The sequence below is a fragment of the Variovorax ginsengisoli genome, from assembly GCF_030486595.1.
Classification (GTDB): domain Bacteria; phylum Pseudomonadota; class Gammaproteobacteria; order Burkholderiales; family Burkholderiaceae_C; genus Variovorax; species Variovorax ginsengisoli_B.
Genome location: NZ_JAUJZH010000024.1, coordinates 1 through 19,164 on the forward strand (window position 1 = coordinate 1; position 19,164 = coordinate 19,164).

A 19,164-nucleotide genomic window follows, 5' to 3' on the forward strand; every position below is an offset into this window, starting at 1 on the left:
GCTGTATATTTTTAACGATCCGTCAAAACAATCTCTTGTTTTGCTTGCTTCGCTGCGATCAGCGGAGCCTTCGATTATGACACGGTTTTTTAAGAACCGGCAAACTTTTTTTCGCTTTCTTTCGCTACTCACAACCGCTTCACTGGGAAGCCGCTGCAGTTCGCGTTTTCTGCGGAGCCTTCGATTATGACAAAGTTTTTTCAACTTCGTCAACCTCGAGAGGCTTTTTCTTTCCCGCCAGTCACTTCGATCAACTCGCAACCCTTAAAGCTGCTTCGTCGCCGTCGTTTTCAGCGGAGCCTTCGATTATGACACAGTTTTTAGAACCAGATCAAGACCGAAGGGCCTTTTTTCTCTACCGATCGTTTCGGGGTGGTGATGCTTCCCGAGGGAGGCTCAACCACCGAGTCGCCTCAGCAGAGCCATCGATTATGGCACGGTTTCGAGGGTTTCCCCTTCCCTCATTAACTTTTTCGCAAGCTTACTGCCGAGCCGTCCGTATGTTGGCCGGCAGCGCCTGGGGCCAACTGGTGCGGAATGGATTGATGTCCAGTCCACCGCGCCGCGTGTAGCGCGCATACACCGCCAGCTGGGTGGGCTGGCAGCGCTTCCAGATGTCCGTGAAGATGCGCTCCGCGCAGGGCTCGTGGAATTCGTTGTGGTTGCGGAAGCTCACTATATAGGCGAGCAGTCCGGCCTGGTCGATCGGCGGGCCGTTGTAGCGGATCTGCACGCTGCCCCAGTCCGGCTGCCCGGTCACCAGGCAGTTGCTCTTGAGCAGGCGGCTGGTCAGGGTCTCGGTCACGGGGGGCTGGGTCAGGTCGGCGGACAGCAGTTCGGGCGCCGGCTGGTACTGCGAGCACTCGATGTCCAGGCGGTCGAGGTCGAGGCCATCGAGTTCGTGCACGGGCTCTTGGTCGAAGACGTCCGGCGCCAGCAGCTTGACGCCTATGCCGGCCGAACGGTCGCTGCCGCGCCAGACGGCCTCGCCGAGATCGCGGCGCAGGCGCTCCCGCACCGCCTGCGCGTCGGCGAACACGGTGCTGTTGAAGCTGTTCAGATAGAGCTTGAACGACTTGCTCTCGATGATGTTGGGCGTTTCGCAGGGGATCGTGAAATGGGCGATCGCCAGCTGCGGCTTGCCGCGGGCATTCAGCCAGCTCAGTTCGAAGGCGGTCCAGAGGTCGGCGCCGAAGAAGGGCAGCTTGTCGCTCACGATGCCCATCGCGTCGCGCTGCGTCGCGCGCGGAATCGGGAACAGGAGACCGGCGTCGTAGTGATCGGCGTAGGCCGAAGCGCGGCCCAGCTGCGACTGCTCCGGGGTGTTGTCAAGGCTCATGAACGACTCTCGGCGTGCGCCAGGAAGGGAAGGATGTGTTGCATCAGGATCTCGACCACCTGCGGCGGCAGGTCGTGACCCATGCCGGGGATGGAGACGAAACGGGCACCTGGGATGCGCTGCGCCGAATCCCGGCCGCAAGCGATCGGCACCAGGGTGTCGGCTTCGCCGTGCAGCACCAGCGCCGGGCTGGCGATGCGCGGCAGCAGTTCGGCGCGGCCCTGGTCAGCGACGATCGCGAGCATCTGCCGCACCACGCCGGCCGGCCGGTAGGCGCGATGCATGTAGCGCCGGATGCGCTCGGCAACCACCTGATCGTCCTGCGGGTAGGCCGGGCTCTGGATCAGCCGCACCATCCCCATGCTGTGGGCCACCAGCGCCGCCTCGGTGCGGCTCGGCGGGCGACGCAGCAGGGCCGCTGCGACATCGGGACGGGGGCCCGGGAGCTGGCGGGCGCCGCTCGAACTCATGATGCTGACCAGGCTCGCGGCGCGGTGTGGCGCGCTGGCCGCCAGGCGCTGGGCGATCATGCCGCCCATCGAGGCACCGACCACATGGGCGCGAGCTATGCCCAGTGCATCGAGCACGCCCAGCGAATCTTCGGCCATGTCCTGCAGGCTGTAGGCCGAGCGCACCGGCAACCCGATGCGGCGGCGCACGCTCTGCCATAGCAGGTTGCCGGCACCGGCTTCGTCGAAACCCTGGCTCAGGCCGATGTCGCGGTTGTCGTGGCGCACTACCCGGTAGCCGGCGTCGACCAGCGCCTGGACAAAATCGTCGGGCCAGCCGATCAGCTGCATGCCGAGCCCCATGACGAGCAGCGCCACCGGCCGCCCTTCTCCGCCGCTGTCTTCGACCTCGATCTGGATCCCGTTGGCTTTGATCTTCATGGTGCGGGCGTCAGATGAATTCGCGTTCGCGCAGCCACTTGGTCGCGACCCACTTTTCGCCGGACAGCACGGGCGCACCGCCGTGCAGGGTCCGGGTCGAGGGGTCGGGCTTGTCGTAGCTGAAGAAGACGCCGGTGCCGCGCTTGGGCGCGACCTCGAGGCCGACGTCGGGGAAGGTCGTGCCGCCGCCCTGTCCGGGTTCCTGCAGGTACATCACCAGGGTGGCCACGCGCTGTCCGCCGCGGCGCAGGATGGTCGGCGTGCCGGGCTCGCCCGGATCGAAATAGTCGTAGTGCGGGCGGTACTGGGCGCCCGGCGCGTAGCGCAGGACCTGCAGCCCCTCACCGAACTCGATCGGCCAATTCAGCAGCACCGCGATGCGCTGCTCGAGCCGGGCGACGATGGCGTTCTCGCCGCGCTCGAAGAACATGCCGTCGCTGGTTCGATCGACGTTGAGGGCTTCGCCGCCGGTCTGCGTCTCGACCGTGAGCGAGCGCGCGAGGCGCAGGCGGGCGGCGGCGATCAGGCCGTCGCATTCCTCGTCGGACAGCAGGTCCCCGAACACGATGACGCGCGGAAGGCGCATCGTCTGGAGCACCTGCACGCGGCGGTCGCCGGCGTCGATGTACAGCGGAGAACTCGACAGGTCCGGGCCCGGCAAGCCGGCGGTCGACGCCTCGGCCGGCAAGGGCTCGGCAGCCGGGACGACCGCGGCCTGCCTCTCGATGCCCTGCAGGGCGAGATCGATCGCGGCGTCCTGCCAGCCGGAGGTCCGCATCGCGGCGCGCAGGCTGGGCACCGAATGGCCGGCCGCGAGCTGCGCCACGATCCATTCGCGGAGTTCGGGGCTGATCGCCTGGCCCGCGCTCATGCCGGCCTCCGGCGGAACACCATCCGATCCGGCCTCGACGCGGCGGCGTCGAAGGCATAGCCCTCGAGGTCGAATCGCTCCAGCGCCTGGGGCGTGGCCGCCTTGTGCAGCACCGCCCAGCGCGCCATCAGGCCGCGCGCCCGCTTGGCGAAGAAGCTGATGATCTTGTAGCGCCCCGGATCGGCCTTGGCGCCGGTGCCGGCCTTCCATTCCTCGAAGATGCACTCGACCACGCGGGCCTTGAGTACGCGCTGGTCGACCGACTTGAAGTACTCCTGGGAGGCCAGGTTGATCACCACCGGCGTGCGATCGGCCACCAGCCGCTCGTTGAGATGCTCCGCGATGCGCGGACCCCAGAAGGCATAGAGATCCTTGCCATGGCGGTTGGCGAGCTGGGTGCCCATTTCCAGCCGGTAGGGCTGCAGCAGGTCGAGCGGGCGCAGCACGCCGTAGAGTCCGCTCAGGATGCAGACGTGGTCCTGCGCCCAGGCCAGCTGCCTGGCGTCCAGGGACTTGGCGTCAAGCCCGCCGTAGACGTCGCCGTCGAAGGCCAGCGCGGCCTGCTTGGCGTTCTTCGCGCTGCCCCTGGACGCCCAGGCCGCGTAGCGCGCCACGTTGAGCGCCGACAGCTTGTCCGACAGGTGCATGAGCTCGGCGATCTGCTGCGGAGATTTCTCGCGCAGGATCCGGATCAGCTCGGCCGCGGGGCTCTTCGGGCCCTCGAAACGCGCCTGCGTGGCGGGCACGGTGTCGGCGACCGGGGTGTCGTAGTCGAGCGATTTGGCAGGGGAAAGCAGAAACAGCATGGCCGAATTATCGATCGCCGGGCCAACCGGCGCGACCCGGTATAGAGTGCGCCTGCAATCCCCACCCCCTTCAGCTGGAGACCCGAGATGAAGCTTGCCCGCCTCTTTCGTACCGGTGCGTTCGTGCTGGTCGCCGCCTGCGCTGGTACCGCGCTCTGGCATCCGCCCGCTGCCCACGCCGCGGCGCCGCTCGCCAAGGAGCAGGCACCCGGCTTCTACCGGCTGATGGTGGGCGATTTCCAGGTCACGGCCCTGTCGGACGGGACGGTCGCGCTGCCGGTCGATCAGTTGCTGACCCGCACCACGCCCGCCCAAGTGAAGAAGATCCTGGCCCGCTCCCACCTGGAGAGCCCGCTGGAGACCTCGGTCAACGGCTACCTGATCAATACTGGCAGCAAGCTGGTGCTGGTAGACACCGGCGCCGCGGCCCTCTTCGGCCCCACGCTGGGCAAGCTGGTAGCGAACCTCAAGGCCGCCGGCTACCAGCCCGAGCAGGTCGACGAGGTCTACATCACCCACCTGCACCCCGACCACGTGGGCGGCCTGCTGGCGGGCGACAAGCCGGCCTTCCCGAACGCCACGGTGCGCGCCGACCGGCACGATGCCGACTACTGGCTCAGCCAGTCCAACATGGACCAGGCGCCGGCCGACGCCAAGGACTTCTTCAAGGGCGCGATGGCGTCCCTCAACCCCTACATCGCGGCCGGCAAGTTCAAGCCCTTCGACGGCGACACCGAACTGGTCCCCGGCATCCGGGCCCAGGCGGCCCGCGGGCATACGGCCGGCCACAGCATCTTCATCGCAGAAAGCAAGGGCCAGAAGATCGTCTTCTGGGGTGATCTGATGCACGTGGCGGCCGTGCAGTTCGAGAACCCTTCGGTGACGATCCAGTTCGACACCGACTCCAAGGCCGCGGCCAAGGAACGGCGCAAGGCGTTCGCCGACGCGGCACACCACGGCTACCTCGTGGCCGGGGCGCACCTGGCCTTCCCGGGCATCGGCCGCCTGCGGGCCCAGGGGGCGGGCTACGTCTGGTTGCCGGTGAACTACGCGCCGCCCCAGTGACGCGCCCGCGCAGTCGAATAAAATCCCCTGACCTTCACCCCCACAAGCGGCATCCTGCGGGATGCCGCTCGTCTTTGCAAACGCCATGAGCGACACCCTGCCCCAACCCGGCCTCGAGAGCCTTTCCAAATCCTTCGAACCCGTTGCCATCGAGGCGCACTGGGGTCCCGAATGGGAGCGCCGCGGCTATGCCGCCGCCGGCTACCGCGGCACGCAGAAGCCCAAGGATGGCGCGCCCTCGTTCGCGATCCAGCTGCCGCCGCCGAACGTGACCGGCACGCTGCACATGGGCCACGCGTTCAACCAGACCATCATGGACAGCCTGGCGCGCTACCACCGCATGGCCGGCGCCAACACGCTGTGGGTGCCGGGCACCGACCACGCGGGCATCGCGACCCAGATCGTGGTCGAGCGCCAGCTGCAGGAGCAGAAGCTCAGCCGCCACGACCTCGGGCGCAAGAACTTCGTCGCCCGGGTCTGGGAGTGGAAGCAGCAGTCCGGCAACACCATCACCAACCAGATGCGCCGCATGGGCGACACGGTGGACTGGAGCCGCGAATACTTCACCATGGACGACGACCTGTCGAAGGTCGTCACCCAGACCTTCGTACAGCTCTATGAAGAGGGCCTGATCTACCGCGGCAAGCGGCTGGTCAACTGGGACCCTGTGCTCAAGACGGCGGTCAGCGACCTCGAAGTCGAGAGCGAGGAAGAAGACGGCTTCCTGTGGCACATCGCCTATCCGCTCGAGGACGGTTCGGGCACGCTCACGGTCGCGACCACCCGGCCCGAGACCATGCTCGGCGACACCGCGGTCATGGTCCACCCGGAGGACGAGCGCTACAAGCACCTGATCGGCCAGCGCGTCAGGCTGCCGCTGGCCGACCGGCTGATCCCGGTGATCGCCGACGACTACGTCGACAAGGAGTTCGGCACCGGTGTCGTCAAGGTCACGCCGGCGCACGACCCGAACGACTACGCGGTGGGCCAGCGGCACAAGCTCGAAAGCATTTGCGTGCTGACGCTGGACGCCACCATCAACGACAACGCGCCCGAAAAGTACCGCGGGCTCGACCGCTTCGTGGCGCGCAAGGCGGTGGTGGCCGATCTCGAGGCGCTGGGCCTGCTGGTCGAGACGAAGAAGCACAAGCTGATGGTGCCGCGCTGCGCCCGCACCGGCGCGGTGGTCGAGCCGATGCTGACCGACCAGTGGTTCGTCGCCATGACCAAGCCCGACGCCAGCGGCCAGTCGATCGCGCAGAAGGCGATCGAAGCCGTGAGTTCGGGCGAAGTCAGCTTCGTGCCCGAGAACTGGGTCAACACCTACAACCACTGGATGGAGAACATCCAGGACTGGACCATCTCGCGCCAGCTCTGGTGGGGTCACCAGATCCCGGCCTGGTACGACGCCGAGGGCAAGGTCTACGTGGCGCGCAGCGAAGAAGAGGCCCAGGCCCAGGCACCCGGCAAGACGCTCACGCGCGACGAGGACGTGCTCGACACCTGGTATTCGTCGGCGCTGATTCCGTTCTCTTCGCTGGGCTGGCCCGAGAAGACGCCCGAACTCGACCTCTACCTGCCCTCGACCGTGCTGGTCACGGGCTACGACATCATCTTCTTCTGGGTCGCCCGGATGATCATGATGACCAAGCACTTCACGGGCAAGGTGCCTTTCAAGCACGTCTACATCCACGGCCTGGTGCGCGATTCGCACGGCAAGAAGATGAGCAAGTCCGAAGGCAACGTGCTCGACCCGGTCGACCTGATCGACGGCATCGCGCTGCCCGAGTTGCTCGACAAGCGCACCCAGGGCCTGCGCAAGCCCGAGACCGCGCCCGCGGTGCGCAAGAACACGCAGAAAGAATTCCCGGACGGCATCCCGGCCTTCGGCGCCGACGCGCTGCGCTTCACCTTCGCCTCGCTGGCCTCGCTGGGCCGCAGCATCAACTTCGACGCCAAGCGCTGCGAGGGCTATCGCAACTTCTGCAACAAGCTCTGGAACGCGACCCGCTTCGTGCTGATGAACTGCGAAGGCCAGGACTGTGGGCTGCGCGAGCACACCAAGGAAGAATGCGCGGTCGGCGGCCCGGCGCATGGCTACCTCAGGTTCAGCCAGGCCGACCGCTGGATCAGCTCGAAGCTGCAGCGCGTCGAGGCCGAGGTGGCCAAGGGCTTCGAGGAGTACCGGCTCGACAACGTGGCCAATGCGATCTACCAGTTCGCCTGGGACGAGTTCTGCGACTGGTACCTGGAAATCGCCAAGGTCCAGATCCAGCAGGGCGACGCCGCGCAGCAGCGGGCCACTCGGCGCACCCTGATCCGCACGCTCGAGGCCCTGCTGCGGCTGGCGCACCCGGTGATCCCGTTCATCACCGAAGCGCTCTGGCAGAAGGTCGCGCCAGTGGCCGGCCGCGAGGGCGAGTCGGTGATGATTGCCGCCTACCCGAAGAGCCAGCCCGAGAAGATCGACGAAGCCGCCGAGGCCCACGTGGCCCGGCTCAAGTCGCTGGTGGATGCCTGCCGCACGCTGCGCGGCGAGATGAACGTCTCGCCCGCCACCCGGATGCCGCTCTACGCCGTGGCCGACGATGCCGCGAGCAGCGCCTTCCTGCGCGATGCGGCACCGGTGCTGCAGGCGCTGGCCAAGCTCAAGGAAGTCAAGGTGTTCGACGACGCCGCGGCCTGGTCGGCCGCCGCCGAGGCGGCCCCGGTGGCGGTGGTCGGCGACGTGCGCATCTGCCTGCACATGGAAATCGACAAGGCCGCGGAAAAGGTCCGCATCGGCAAGGAGCTTGCGCGAATCGAGGGCGAGATCGCCAAGGTCAATGCCAAACTCGGCAACGAAGCCTTCGTCGCCAAGGCGCCGCCCGCGGTGATCGACCAGGAGCGCAAGCGGCTGACGGACTTCAGTGCCACGCTCGAACGGCTGCGCGACCAGCTTGTCCGCCTCGGCTGACAGACCGGCTGCGCCCGAGGCCTTTAGTATTGGAGTTGGTGCCTCCGGGTGCCTTCCCCTCCCTCCCTTTCATCCTTCAGATCGACGAAAGCCCATGTCCCACTCTTCGACGCGCATTCGCAAGGCCGTGTTTCCCGTAGCAGGCTTTGGCACCCGATTCCTGCCGGCAACCAAGGCACAGCCCAAGGAAATGCTGCCGGTGGTGGACAAGCCACTGATCCAGTACGCGGTCGAGGAAGCCTATGCCGCCGGCATCCGCGACATGATCTTCGTCACCGGACGCAACAAGCGCGCGATCGAGGACCACTACGACACCGCCTACGAACTCGAGTCGCAGCTCGAGGCCAGCGGCAAGGCCGCATTGCTCGAGATCGCCCGCTCGGTGATGCCCGAGGACATGACCTGCTCCTATGTGCGCCAGCCCCGCATGCTGGGCCTGGGCCACGCAGTGCTGTGCGCCGAGCACCTGGTCGGCGACGAACCCTTCGCCGTGCTGCTGGCCGATGACCTGATGGTCGGCCCGGACAAGGGCGAGCCGGTGCTGGCGCAGATGACGCGGGTCTTCGATCGCCTCGGCGGCTCGCTGCTGGCGGTGCAGGAAGTCCCACTGGAACATGTCAAGCGCTACGGCATCGTCGCCGGCGAGGCGGTCGAGGACGGCCTGGTCAAGGTCAACCGCATGGTCGAGAAGCCCAAGCCCGAGGAAGCGCCCTCGCGCCTGGGCGTGGCCGGCCGTTACATCCTCACGCCGGGCGTGTTCGCCGAGATCCGCAACCAGCCCAAGGGAGCCGGCGGCGAGATCCAGCTGACCGACGGCATCGCCGCCCTCATGAAGAAGGAATCGGTCCACGCCTACGCCTACAAGGGCACGCGCTACGACTGCGGCAGCAAGGAGGGCTTCCTGCAGGCCACCGTCGAACTGGCCCTGGCACACCCGGAGGTGGGCGCGTCGTTCCGCGACTACCTCAAGAGCCTGGCGCTCTAGCTTTAGGAGTCCCGATCGCGGTTTCGAGGAAGCGCAGCACTTCCGCATCGCTGATCGGGGTCAGCTTCAGGCCGAAGGCTTCGTTGAGGCGCGCCACCAGCGATTGCGCCCACAGCGCATTTGCCACCAGGCCGTAGTGGGAGTCGGCCAGCAGGGCGTTGTTCGGCGTATCGCCGGCGGTGTTTGTCACGCGCAGGCTCCCGATCACCAGCGTCTTGAAGGCCGGCTTCCCGGCTGGGTCGCGGGAGCCCCAGCGCGACTTGCTCCACGCCTGATCGTCGAAGAAAGCCACGTTCGGGTGGTGCTTCGCGATGTCCCTGATGGCCGCGTTGAAGCCGTCGAGCGCCTTGTCGATATTGGCGCTTTCGGCGGCCGACTGCCAGCGCGCATGAAACGCCGGATCGTCCGCTTCGTTGCTGATGCCGACCAGCAAGATGCGGGTCGACGGGTGGGCGGCGCGGATCAGGGCGACCGTCCCGCCGATCGCGTCGGCGCAACGGGTCCTGGCCGCCTGCACTTCAAGCGCCGACGGATCACGCGCCTGCTGATCGAGCACCGGCTTCCAGTCGTTGGTTCCCATCCTGATCACCACCACGCCGCGCTTCCACCGCTCGCGATCGAGATCCATCAACTCGACCAGGCGCTGCGCCTGCTGCTGGCGACTGCTCAGCAAGTCGGCGCAGTTGCTGCCCGTGAAAGCCAGGTTGTAGCGGTAGTCCTCTTTCTTCGGCCATTGTTCGACCGGCAAGCCCAGTGTTTCACGCAGCACGAGCACCCGGGCGCGCTGACCCCAGACGCCCCAGGGCCCCTGGTCGATCTCGTTCGGCCGCAGGCGCGCCAGCACCTCGGTCCACTGGAAGGTGCTGGCCTGGAGCGCGCCGCCCCTGGCAGGCGATCCGGCCGGAAATGTCTGGCGATCCTGGTAGGAGTGGCTGTTCGAATCGCCCAGGACGGCCAGCGGGATCGAGCCGGCAGGGGCGACCGGGCCTTCGACAGTCGAAGCCATTCCATTGCTCCCGATCGTCAAGACGGCAACGGCGGCCAGCCCGGCGAGGACCACGGCGATGCCGGTGACTGCGATTCGAAACACCGGCCTCATGTGGGTCATCGCACGTCAGCGACGCCGCAGCACGTGGATGAACTCGTCGCCGACCGTCTGCTGGTCGACCAGGTCGTTGCCCGTCTGGCGCGCAAAGGCCTGGAAGTCGCGCACCGATCCGGCGTCGGTCGACACCACCCTCAGCAACTCGCCGCTGTGCATCTCGTTGAGCGACTTCTTGGCCTTCAGGATGGGCAAGGGGCAATTGAGGCCGCGGGTATCGAGTTCTTTGTGGATCTGCATGGCCGTTCCTTGAAACTGCGACGATTCTAGGAGGCTGGCCGCGGCCATTCCATGAACTGGGGCTCGTGCCCGCGGGTACGCAGCCAATCCGCCAGCCCATAGCCGGTGCCGGCCGGCCAGCAGCGCAGGTCGGGCAGGTCGTAGAGCCGGTAGTCCACCAGTTCGGGCGAGAGCGACACCTCGCCGTCGGCCACGGCGTGGTAGACGATGATGACCTGGTTCATGCGCTGGAAATCGTAGACCCCGACCAGGTTCAGCTCGCTCGCGTCGAGGTTGGTTTCTTCCTTGATTTCGCGCGCGATGCCCTCCTGCGGCGTCTCGCCGGCCTCCATGAAGCCGGTGATCAGGGCATAGGCCTTGTGGGCCCAGGCGGCGTTCCGGGCCAGCAGCACCTGGCCGCGGTATTCGATGATGGCGGCCAGCACCGGCGTCGGGTTGTTCCAGTGGGTCCAGTTGCAGGCCGGGCAGCGCAGGCGCGACTTCGGCCCGCCGTCCTCGGCGAGTTCGATGGAGGCCAGCGGCGTGGCGCAGTCGGGGCAGAACTTGGGATGGGGCATGGGGCTCAGGCGGGGAAGACGCCGGTGGACAGGTAGCGGTCGCCGCGGTCGCATACCACGAAGACGATCGTCGCATTCTCGACCGTGCGGGCGATCTCGAGCGCCACCCACAACGCGCCGGCGGCCGAGATGCCGCCGAAGATGCCCTCTTCGCGCGCCAGCCGGCGGCACATCTCCTCGGCGTTGTCCTGGCTCACGTTGACCACCTGGTCGACCCGGCTCGGATCGTAGATCTTCGGCAGGTACTCCTGGGGCCACTTGCGGATGCCCGGGATGCGCGAGCCTTCGTCGGGCTGGGCGCCGACGATGCGCACCGCCGGGTTCTTTTCCTTCAGGAACTTCGACACGCCGGTGATGGTGCCGGTGGTGCCCATCGCGCTCACAAAATGGGTGATGCGCCCGCCGGTGTCGGCCCAGATCTCGGGCCCGGTGGTCTCGTAGTGGATACGTGGATTGTCGGGATTGGCGAACTGGTCGAGCACCCGGCCCTTGCCCTGCTGCATCATCTGCTCGGCGAGATCGCGCGCGTATTCCATGCCGCCGCTCTTCGGGGTCAGCATCAGTTCGGCGCCGAAGGCCTTCATGGTCTGGGCGCGCTCGACCGACAGGTCCTCCGGCATGATCAGCACCATGCGGTAGCCCTTGATCGCCGCCGCCATCGCGAGCGCGATGCCGGTGTTGCCGGAGGTGGCCTCGATCAGGGTGTCGCCGGGCTTGATCTCGCCGCGCTCCTCGGCCCGCTTGATCATCGACAAGGCCGGTCGGTCCTTGACCGAGCCGGCCGGATTGTTGCCTTCGAGCTTGCCCAGGATCACGTTGCCCCGCTGGGCGTTGGCCGCGGCGTCGATGCGCTGCAGCGCGACCAGCGGCGTCTTTCCAATCGCGTCTTCAATCGTCGGATATTGCATGGAGCCACTGTGCCATAATTTTGGGCTGCCTTCCTTCCGTGCCCGGGTGGTGAAATTGGTAGACGCAGGGGACTCAAAATCCCCCGCCGCAAGGCGTGCCGGTTCGATTCCGGCCCCGGGCACCACGTGTTTCGGCGCGCTGGTCAGGTTCGATTGAGGGGGTTGGCTCCATCATGGAGCCCTCCTCCGACCCTCCAAGGTCTTGCCCGCTTCGGCGGGCTTTTTCTTGGGCGCGACCGGCGCGCGCCGAGTCGCAGGAAATGACAAGACAACCGCCGGCATCGAGGAACCGTCCTGAACGGGCGGGTGCCGAAGCCACCTCTACCAGCGCCGGGCGGTCGTCCGCACCGAGTATGCGGCGCGAATCTGACGCCTGCATGAAGCCCCCCGGCAGAAGGGTTTCTGTCGGGCGGCGCAGGACGGCTCAGGCCGGCGCCTCGACGCCGGCCGCCGGGCGCCGGTCGCGCGTCACCCAGTTGAACAGCGGCGTCGCCATCAGCGTCGTGAAGATCGCCATCAGCACCAGGATCGAGAACAGGCCCGGCAGGATGACGCCGGCCTGCAGGCCGATGTTGATGATGATCAGCTCCATCAGGCCGCGGGCATTCATCAGGGAACCGATCGCGAGCGCATCGCGCTGGCTCTCGCCGGCCGCCCGCGCCGCGGCCCAGCAGGCGATGCCCTTGCCGCAGAACGAAGCCGCGAGGATGGCGATGGCACCGAGCAGGATGCCAGGCTCGAACAGCACCGCCAGCCGGGTGTTGAGGCCGGAATAGGTGAAGAACAACGGCAGCAGGAAGATGACGACGAAGGGCTGCAGCTGTTCGCGCAGCTTCTCGGTCAGCGCACCGCGCGGCAGCGCCGCCCCGAGCAGGAAGCCGCCGAAGACCGCGTGGATGCCGATGGCGTCCATGGCAAAGGCGCTCAGGCAGAACAGCACCAGCACCACGGCCAGCAGCGACGAACTCAGCGGCGCGTCCGGACGCACGTGCGCGGCCAGCCGCTTGAGCAGCCGCGAACCCACGAAGACCATGAACAGCGCATAGGCCACGCCGCCGCCGATCGCGGCATAGGCGCCGCCCCAGGCACCGCCGAAGCTCGCCAGCACCACCGCCAGGATGCACCAAGCCGCGGCATCGTCGACCGCGCCCGCCGTCAATGCCAGGGTGCCGAGCGAGGTCCCGGCGAGGCCGCGTTCGTGGATGATCCGCGCCAGCATGGGAAAGGCGGTGATGGCGATCGCCGCGCCGAGGAACAGCGCGGCCTCCAGCGGCTTGGCGCGGGCCGAGAACAGGCCCGGAATCTCGTGCAGCCACGGCGCCAGCGCGAAGGCCAGCACGAACGGCACCAGGATGCCCGCCGCCGACACCGAAGCCGCGCTGCGGATGCGGCTCTTGAAATGGTCGGCCCGGAATTCGGTGCCGACCAGGAACATGTACAGGCCGACGCCGAGCTGGCCGCCCACGTAGAGCATGGACAGCGTTTCCTTGGGGAACAGGGCGCGCTGCAATTCGGGAAAGAAAAGCCCGAACAAGGACGGCCCGAGCATCACGCCGGCAATCATCTCCCCCACCACCTGGGGCTGGCCGATCCAGCGTGCCAGCCGGCCCACGAGCTGGCAGATCGCGATGATGGCGGCGACCTGAAGAAAGAAATAGACGGAGAGCTGGGTCGTGGGCATCGCCCGATTTTGCCGTGCCGCGGAGCCCGCCCTGCTGCCGGATGTTTCAGCCCGATGCGAGCCCCGCCGCCACCGTCGGATAGCGCAGCCGCAGCCGCAACTCGCGCTTCAGCCGGGTGTTGTCGAGCCGCCTCGATTCACCCATGAAGCTCAGCAGCGACAAGGGCAGCTGTGCCTGCGCCTCGTCGCGGGCGATCCGGGGCGGCAGCGGCAGGCCGTAGAGGCGGGCGGCCAGGTCGATGTAGTCGCCCATCTTGATCTCGCTGTCGTCGCTCGCATGGAACGCGCGCTGCGGGCCGCCGCGCCACAGCGCCGCCACGCAGGCGCGCGCCAGGTCGTCGGCATGGATGTGGTTGGTGTAGACGTCGTCCTCGGCCCGCAGCACCGGCGTGCCGCGGCGCAGCCGTTCGCGCGGCGTGCCGCCTTCGCGGTCGGGCGCGTAGATGCCCGGAATGCGCAGGATCCGCACCGCGACGCCGGCACGGCCCAGCCAGCGCACGGTGCGCTCGGCATCGACGCGGCGGTGCGCGCGCGGCGTCTCGGGCCGCAGCACGCGCGTCTCCGCGACCAGGGCGCCGCCGCAATTGCCGTAGACCCCGCTGGTCGAGCCATACACGAAGGCCGACGGCAGCGACCGCAGGCGCAGGGCGCGCGCCAGCGCCAGCGTGCGGGCATCGCGCCACCATTGGGCACCCTCCTCCACGCGCGCCGGTGGCGCCAGGTGCAGCACCCGGGTGGCAAGCCCCGACAGCCGGCGCAGCGAAGCCGGTTGGTCCAGGTCGGCCACGATCGGCGTCAGGCCGGCCTGCCGCAACTGCGGCACGCGCGCGGGCGACGAGGTCAGCGCGATCAGCTGCAGGCGGCCCCGCAGCAGCCCGGCCGCGCGCATCCCGACGTCGCCGCAACCGACCACCAGCACGCGTTCGCGCCGGAAGCGTGAAGGCCTCGCCCCGAGGGGGCTGTTGATTGAGGGCAAAATCCGTTCTCCCTTTTGAGCAGAAAACGAAGAATACCCATGACCAGCGCAGCGCCGAGCGAGGCGGGCTTCCAGATCACGGTCGAACCGAGCGGACGCCATTTCACCGCCCTGGCCGACGAGACCATCCTCGCGGCCGGCATTCGCCAGGGCATCGGCCTCCCCTATGGCTGCAAGGACGGCGCCTGCGGCTCGTGCAAATGCAAGAAGCTGTCGGGCATGGTCACCCTGGGCCCGCACCAGAGCAAGGCGCTCAGCGCCGAGGAACAGCTCGCCGGCTACGTGCTGACCTGCTGCGCCCGCGCCGAGAGCGACGTGGTGCTCGAATCGCGCCAGGTGACCGAGGCCGGCGCCTTTCCGATCCGCAAGATGCCGGTGCGGGTGCAGGCGCTCGCCAGACAGTCGCACGACGTGGTGCAGCTGCGCCTGCAGCTGCCGGCCGGCGAGCCCTTGCAGTTTCACGCCGGACAGTACGTGGAGTTCATCCTGCGCGACGGCACGCGGCGCAGCTACTCGATGGCCAACGCGCCCCACACGCTGCAGCAGCCCGGCACCGGCCTTGAGCTGCACATCCGCCACCTGCCCGGCGGCAAGTTCACCGACCACGTCTTCGGCGCGATGAAGGAAAAGGAAATCCTGCGCATCGAGGGCCCCTACGGCAGCTTCTTCCTGCGCGAGGACTCCGACAAGCCGCTGATCCTGCTGGCCTCCGGCACCGGCTTCGCGCCGATCAAGGCATTGCTGGAGCACATGAAGTTCAAGGGCATCGAGCGCCCGGCGACGCTCTACTGGGGCGGCCGGCGCCCGGAGGACCTCTACATGGACGACTGGGTGCGGGCCCAGCTGCAGCAGATGCCGCAGCTGCGCTACGTGCCCGTGGTCTCCAACGCGGTGCCCGAGGACGACTGGCGCGGCCGCACCGGATTCGTCCACCGGGCGGTGCTGGAGGACTTCGACGACCTGTCGGGCCACCAGGTCTATGCCTGCGGCGCGCCGGTGGTGGTCGATTCCGCCAAGCAGGACTACGTCGCGCAGCGCGGCCTGCCCGAGGAAGAGTTCTATGCCGACGCCTTCACGACCGAGGCCGACAAGGCCCTGCCTTGAGGACCTGACACAACCCCGATGGAATCCATGAAAGCCAGACACTTCCTCCTGACCCTCCTGTCGACCGCCGTCCTGCTAGCCGCCAGTACGACGAGCGCCCAGCAACGGCCGATCCGGCTGATCGTCCCCTACGCCGCGGGCGGCCCGATCGACGTCACGGCGCGGGTCCTGGCCGAGCGCGTCAAGGACTCCCTGGGCACCGTCATCATCGACAACAAGCCCGGCGCGGGCGGCAACATCGGTGCCGATGCGGTGGCCAAGGCGGCCCCCGACGGCCTGACCATCGGCATCGCGGCCACGGCCACGAACGCGGTCAATCCCTGGCTCTACGCCAAGATGCCCTTCAACGCCGCCACCGATTTCGCGCCGGTGACGCAGATGGTGCGCGTGCCCAACGTGCTGGTGATGAACGCCGACACCGCGCAGCGGCTCAAGATCAACACCCTGGCCGACCTGATCGCCTACGCCAAGGCCAACCCCGGCAAGCTCAACTACGGCAGCGGCGGCAACGGCAGCGCCGGCCACCTGGCGGGCGAGATGTTCAAGAAGGAAGCCGGCATCTTCGCGGTGCACATCCCCTACAACGGCGGCAACCCGGCGCAGCTCGCGCTGCTGTCCGGCCAGGTCGACTTCAATTTCGACAACCTCGCGACGGCGGCGCCGAACATCCGCTCGGGCAAGCTGAAGGCGATCGCCGTGACGACGGCGCAGCGCAGCAGCGCGCTGCCCGAGGTGCCGACCGTGGCCGCCACGCTGAAGGGCTTCTCGATCGACACCTGGTGGGGCCTGGTCGCACCGGCGGGCACGCCGCCCGAGGTGGTCGCCAAGCTCAACCATGCCTTCGTCGCCGCGCTCGATTCGCCCGACACCAAGACCCGCTTCGCGACGCTGCTGGCCGAACCCGTGGCCAGCACGCCGGATCAGTTCGGCGCCTTCATGAAGACCGAACTGGCCAAGTACGAAAAGGTCGTCAAGGCCACCGGCGCCAAGGTCGACTGATCACTCGCCGAGGTAGGCGGCCCGCACCTTCGGGTCGCTCAGCATCACCTTGGCGTCGCCGCTCATGGTGATCAGGCCCGACTCCATGACGTAGCCGCGATCGGCCAGCTGCAGCGCGCGGCTGGCGTTCTGCTCGACCAGCAGCACCGTGACGCCCTGGTCGTAGACCTGCTTCACGACTTCGAAAATCTTGTCGACCATGATCGGCGACAGGCCCATCGACGGCTCGTCGAGCAGCAGCACCTTGGGCCGCGCCATCAGCGCACGGCCCATCGCCAGCATCTGCTGCTCGCCGCCCGACATGGTGCCGGCCAGTTGGGTAGCCCGCTCCTTGAGCCGCGGGAAGGTCGCGAACACGCGCTCGATGTCCTTCGCGATCTCGACCTTGTCCTTGCGGATGTAGGCGCCGATCTGCAGGTTCTCGGTGATCGTCATGCGCGTGAACACGCCGCGCCCCTCGGGCACCATCACCAGGCCCTCGCCGACCAGGTCCCAGGCGCCACGGCCCTTGATGCTCTTGCCGAGGAACTCGATGTCGCCGCCGAGGAAAGGCAGCGTGCCGGTGATGGCCTTCATGGTGGTGGTCTTGCCGGCTCCGTTGGAGCCGATCAGCGACACCAGCTCGCCCTCGCGGACCTCGAAGTCGATGCCCTTGACGGCCTGGATGCCGCCGTAGGCGACCTTCACGCCGCTCACCTTCAGTAGTGTCTGTGCCATCTCAGTGTCCTCCCGTGCCGAGGTAGGCCTCGATCACCTTTTCGTTCTTCTGCACGTCGGCGGGCGTGCCCTCCGCGATCTGCTTGCCGTAGTCGAGCACCGTCACGCGGTCGCACAGGCCCATCACCAGCTTGACGTCGTGCTCGATCAGCAGGATGGTGCGGTTGTCTTTGCGGATGCGGTCGATCAGCTCGCGCAGCATCACCTTCTCGGTCGCGTTCATGCCGGCGGCCGGCTCGTCCAGCGCGATCAGCTGCGGATCGGTGGCAAGCGCGCGGGCAATTTCCAGCCGCCGCTGGTCGCCGTACGAGAGCGTGCGGGCCTTGTAGTCGGCGAACTTGCCGATGCCGACGTACTCGAGCAGTTCGTGCGCGCGCTCGGTGATCGCGGCCTCCTCGGCCTTGAATCCCGGCGGGCGGAAGATCGCGCCGAAGACGCCCGAATGGGTGCGCACGTGGCGTCCCACCATCACGTTCTCGAGCGCGGTCATTTCCGCGAACAGCCGGATGTTCTGGAAGGTGCGCGCGATGCCGGCCTTGGCGACCTCATGGACCGCGGTCGGCTGGTAGGGCTTGCCGGCCAGCTCGAAGCTGCCGCTGTCGGGCGTGTAGAGCCCGGTGATCACGTTGAAGAAGGTGGTCTTGCCGGCGCCGTTGGGGCCGATCAGGCCATAGACCTGGCCGCGCAGGATCTTGATGCCGACGTCGGAGAGGGCCTGCAGGCCGCCGAAGCGCTTGGAGATGCCGCGGACGTCGAGGATGGTTTCAGTCATGTTGCGTCCTGGCTCACGGATTGATCGACATCGGACGCGAGGCGGCACCGGGCACTTCGTCGGCCGGCGTCTCGACGCCGGGCGCGGCCGCGGGCATGCCCGAGACGGGCTGGGTGCCTCGACGCGCCAGCGACTTTCCATGTTCGGGCGTTGGCCAGAGGCCGCGCGGACGCACCAGCATGATGATGATCATCGCCAGCGCGATGAACAGCTGGCGCAGGATCGAGGCATCGAGCCGGCCGCCGGTCATCGACTGCAGCGGCGCCGCCACGTAGCGCAGCACCTCGGGCAGCGCGGCCAGCAGGACGGCGCCCAGGATCACGCCGGGCAGGTGGCCGATGCCGCCCAGCACCACCATCGCGACGATCATCACCGACTCCATCAGGCTGAAGGACTCGGGCGACACGAAGCCCTGGAACGACGCGAACATCGCGCCGGAGACGCCGCCGAAGCTCGCCCCCATCGCGAAGGCCAGCAGCTTCATGTTGCGGGTGTTGATGCCCATCGCCTTGGCCGCGATCTCGTCCTCGCGGATCGCCATCCAGGCGCGGCCGATGCGCGAGACCTGCAGCCGATGCGAAATCATGATGGTGAAGATCACCAGCGCCAGGAACAGGTAGTAGTACAGCGTCACCGAGGAGATGGTGAAGCCATCGAACTTCAGGGACTTGCCCAGGTTCAGGCCCCAGAAATGGATCGGGTCGATGGCCGTGATGCCCTTCGGTCCGTTGGTGAGGTTGATCGGGTGGTCCAGGTTGTTCAGGAACACGCGGATGATCTCGCCGAAGCCGAGCGTCACGATCGCCAGGTAGTCGCCGCGCAGCTTGAGAGTGGGTGCCCCCAGCAATGCGCCGAACAACGCCGCCAGCCCGAGCGCCGCGGGGATCACCAGCAGCAGCGAACTGTGCAGCCCGTTCGGGAACATGGCCTTGACGGCCGGGAAGGTGTCGGTCAGGTGCGGCGACCCCAGCAGCGCGTACAGGTAGGCGCCGATGGCAAAGAAGGCCACATAGCCCAGGTCGAGCAGGCCGGCGTAGCCGACCACGATGTTGAGGCCGAGCGCCAGCATCACGTAGAGCAGGGCGATGTCGGCGATCCGGACCCAGGCATTGCCCTGGCTCTGCAGCAGCAACGGCAGCACCAGCACCGCGAGGATGCCGAACGCGTACAGGAGGGTGGTCTTGCTGTTCTTCATG

General features: G+C 67.5%; 19 protein-coding genes and 1 tRNA gene. 6 read left to right on the top strand and 14 right to left on the bottom strand.

Annotated elements, in window-relative coordinates; translation table 11 throughout:
- From QZH52_RS27075 to yaaA, 5 genes are all read right to left on the bottom strand, one after another.
- On the bottom strand, positions 1-213 hold a 213-nt coding region (locus tag QZH52_RS27075), incomplete at its 3' end, for a hypothetical protein (protein WP_301813809.1).
- 268 nt (positions 214-481) lie between these two features.
- On the bottom strand, positions 482-1,339 hold the full coding sequence (gene queF, locus QZH52_RS27080) for an NADPH-dependent 7-cyano-7-deazaguanine reductase QueF (RefSeq protein WP_301813810.1): 858 nt from the start codon (positions 1,337-1,339) through the stop codon (positions 482-484).
- Positions 1,336-2,229, bottom strand: a complete 894-nt coding sequence (locus QZH52_RS27085) for an alpha/beta fold hydrolase (protein ID WP_301813811.1) — start codon at positions 2,227-2,229, stop codon at positions 1,336-1,338. The genes queF and QZH52_RS27085 overlap by 4 nt, the downstream gene beginning before the upstream one ends.
- A 10-nt stretch (positions 2,230-2,239) precedes the next feature.
- Positions 2,240-3,100: a 2OG-Fe(II) oxygenase gene (locus tag QZH52_RS27090; protein WP_301813812.1), complete on the bottom strand. Its 861-nt coding sequence runs from the start codon at positions 3,098-3,100 to the stop codon at positions 2,240-2,242.
- Entirely contained in the window at positions 3,097-3,906 is an 810-nt protein-coding gene (gene yaaA, locus QZH52_RS27095) for a peroxide stress protein YaaA (RefSeq protein WP_301813813.1), read from the bottom strand. Before yaaA ends, QZH52_RS27090 begins: the two co-directional genes overlap by 4 nt.
- 87 nt (positions 3,907-3,993) lie before the next feature.
- Here yaaA and QZH52_RS27100 point away from each other — a divergent pair, with 87 nt between their 5' ends.
- The 3 genes from QZH52_RS27100 (at position 3,994) to galU (ending at position 8,912) form a co-directional block, all read left to right on the top strand.
- Positions 3,994-4,971, top strand: a complete 978-nt coding sequence (locus tag QZH52_RS27100; RefSeq protein ID WP_301813814.1) for an MBL fold metallo-hydrolase — start codon at positions 3,994-3,996, stop codon at positions 4,969-4,971.
- Positions 4,972-5,056: 85 nt separating this feature from the next.
- Complete coding sequence (locus tag QZH52_RS27105; protein ID WP_301813815.1) at positions 5,057-7,927, top strand: valine--tRNA ligase; 2,871 nt, start codon at positions 5,057-5,059, stop codon at positions 7,925-7,927.
- A gap of 94 nt (positions 7,928-8,021) precedes the next feature.
- Positions 8,022-8,912 (top strand): UTP--glucose-1-phosphate uridylyltransferase GalU, encoded by an 891-nt coding sequence (gene galU, locus QZH52_RS27110; protein WP_301813816.1) that lies wholly within the window; start codon positions 8,022-8,024, stop codon positions 8,910-8,912.
- Here the strand turns inward: galU and QZH52_RS27115 are convergent.
- The 4 genes from QZH52_RS27115 to cysM all read right to left on the bottom strand — a co-directional run bounded on the left by QZH52_RS27115 (position 8,893) and on the right by cysM (position 11,719).
- The gene (locus QZH52_RS27115; protein WP_301813817.1) at positions 8,893-9,918 is read right to left on the bottom strand and encodes a GDSL-type esterase/lipase family protein; all 1,026 of its coding nucleotides are present in this window, start codon (positions 9,916-9,918) and stop codon (positions 8,893-8,895) included. The genes galU and QZH52_RS27115 overlap by 20 nt on opposite strands.
- A 108-nt stretch (positions 9,919-10,026) precedes the next feature.
- Positions 10,027-10,254: a sulfurtransferase TusA family protein gene (locus QZH52_RS27120; protein ID WP_286524894.1), complete on the bottom strand. Its 228-nt coding sequence runs from the start codon at positions 10,252-10,254 to the stop codon at positions 10,027-10,029.
- A gap of 26 nt (positions 10,255-10,280) precedes the next feature.
- Positions 10,281-10,811, bottom strand: a complete 531-nt coding sequence (locus QZH52_RS27125) for an NUDIX hydrolase (RefSeq protein WP_286524896.1) — start codon at positions 10,809-10,811, stop codon at positions 10,281-10,283.
- Between the two features lie 5 nt (positions 10,812-10,816).
- Positions 10,817-11,719, bottom strand: a complete 903-nt coding sequence (gene cysM, locus QZH52_RS27130) for a cysteine synthase CysM (RefSeq protein ID WP_301813818.1) — start codon at positions 11,717-11,719, stop codon at positions 10,817-10,819.
- 40 nt (positions 11,720-11,759) lie between these two features.
- Here cysM and QZH52_RS27135 point away from each other — a divergent pair.
- Positions 11,760-11,844: transfer RNA gene (locus QZH52_RS27135), tRNA-Leu, on the top strand.
- Positions 11,845-12,143: 299 nt separating this feature from the next.
- Here QZH52_RS27135 and QZH52_RS27140 read toward each other — a convergent pair.
- Complete coding sequence (locus QZH52_RS27140; RefSeq protein WP_301813819.1) at positions 12,144-13,400, bottom strand: cation:proton antiporter; 1,257 nt, start codon at positions 13,398-13,400, stop codon at positions 12,144-12,146.
- Between the two features lie 46 nt (positions 13,401-13,446).
- The gene (locus QZH52_RS27145) at positions 13,447-14,376 is read right to left on the bottom strand and encodes an NAD-dependent epimerase/dehydratase family protein (RefSeq protein WP_301813820.1); all 930 of its coding nucleotides are present in this window, start codon (positions 14,374-14,376) and stop codon (positions 13,447-13,449) included.
- A gap of 39 nt (positions 14,377-14,415) precedes the next feature.
- Between QZH52_RS27145 and QZH52_RS27150 the strand changes: the two genes are divergently transcribed.
- Positions 14,416-15,480 carry a CDP-6-deoxy-delta-3,4-glucoseen reductase gene (locus QZH52_RS27150; RefSeq protein WP_301813821.1) on the top strand — a complete coding sequence of 355 codons (1,065 nt, stop codon included), beginning with the start codon at positions 14,416-14,418 and terminating at the stop codon, positions 15,478-15,480.
- 27 nt (positions 15,481-15,507) lie between these two features.
- Entirely contained in the window at positions 15,508-16,479 is a 972-nt protein-coding gene (locus QZH52_RS27155) for a Bug family tripartite tricarboxylate transporter substrate binding protein (RefSeq protein WP_301813822.1), read from the top strand.
- Here the strand turns inward: QZH52_RS27155 and QZH52_RS27160 are convergent, their stop codons facing one another.
- The 3 genes from QZH52_RS27160 to QZH52_RS27170 are packed head-to-tail and all read right to left on the bottom strand — an operon-like array spanning position 16,480 to position 19,163.
- Complete coding sequence (locus QZH52_RS27160) at positions 16,480-17,196, bottom strand: ABC transporter ATP-binding protein (RefSeq protein ID WP_301813824.1); 717 nt, start codon at positions 17,194-17,196, stop codon at positions 16,480-16,482.
- Position 17,197: 1 nt separating this feature from the next.
- A complete protein-coding gene (locus QZH52_RS27165) occupies positions 17,198-17,968 on the bottom strand; it encodes an ABC transporter ATP-binding protein (RefSeq protein WP_286524905.1) in 771 nt (256 codons plus the stop codon).
- A gap of 13 nt (positions 17,969-17,981) precedes the next feature.
- Positions 17,982-19,163, bottom strand: a complete 1,182-nt coding sequence (locus QZH52_RS27170) for a branched-chain amino acid ABC transporter permease (RefSeq protein ID WP_301813826.1) — start codon at positions 19,161-19,163, stop codon at positions 17,982-17,984.
- Position 19,164: the final 1 nt, after the last annotated feature.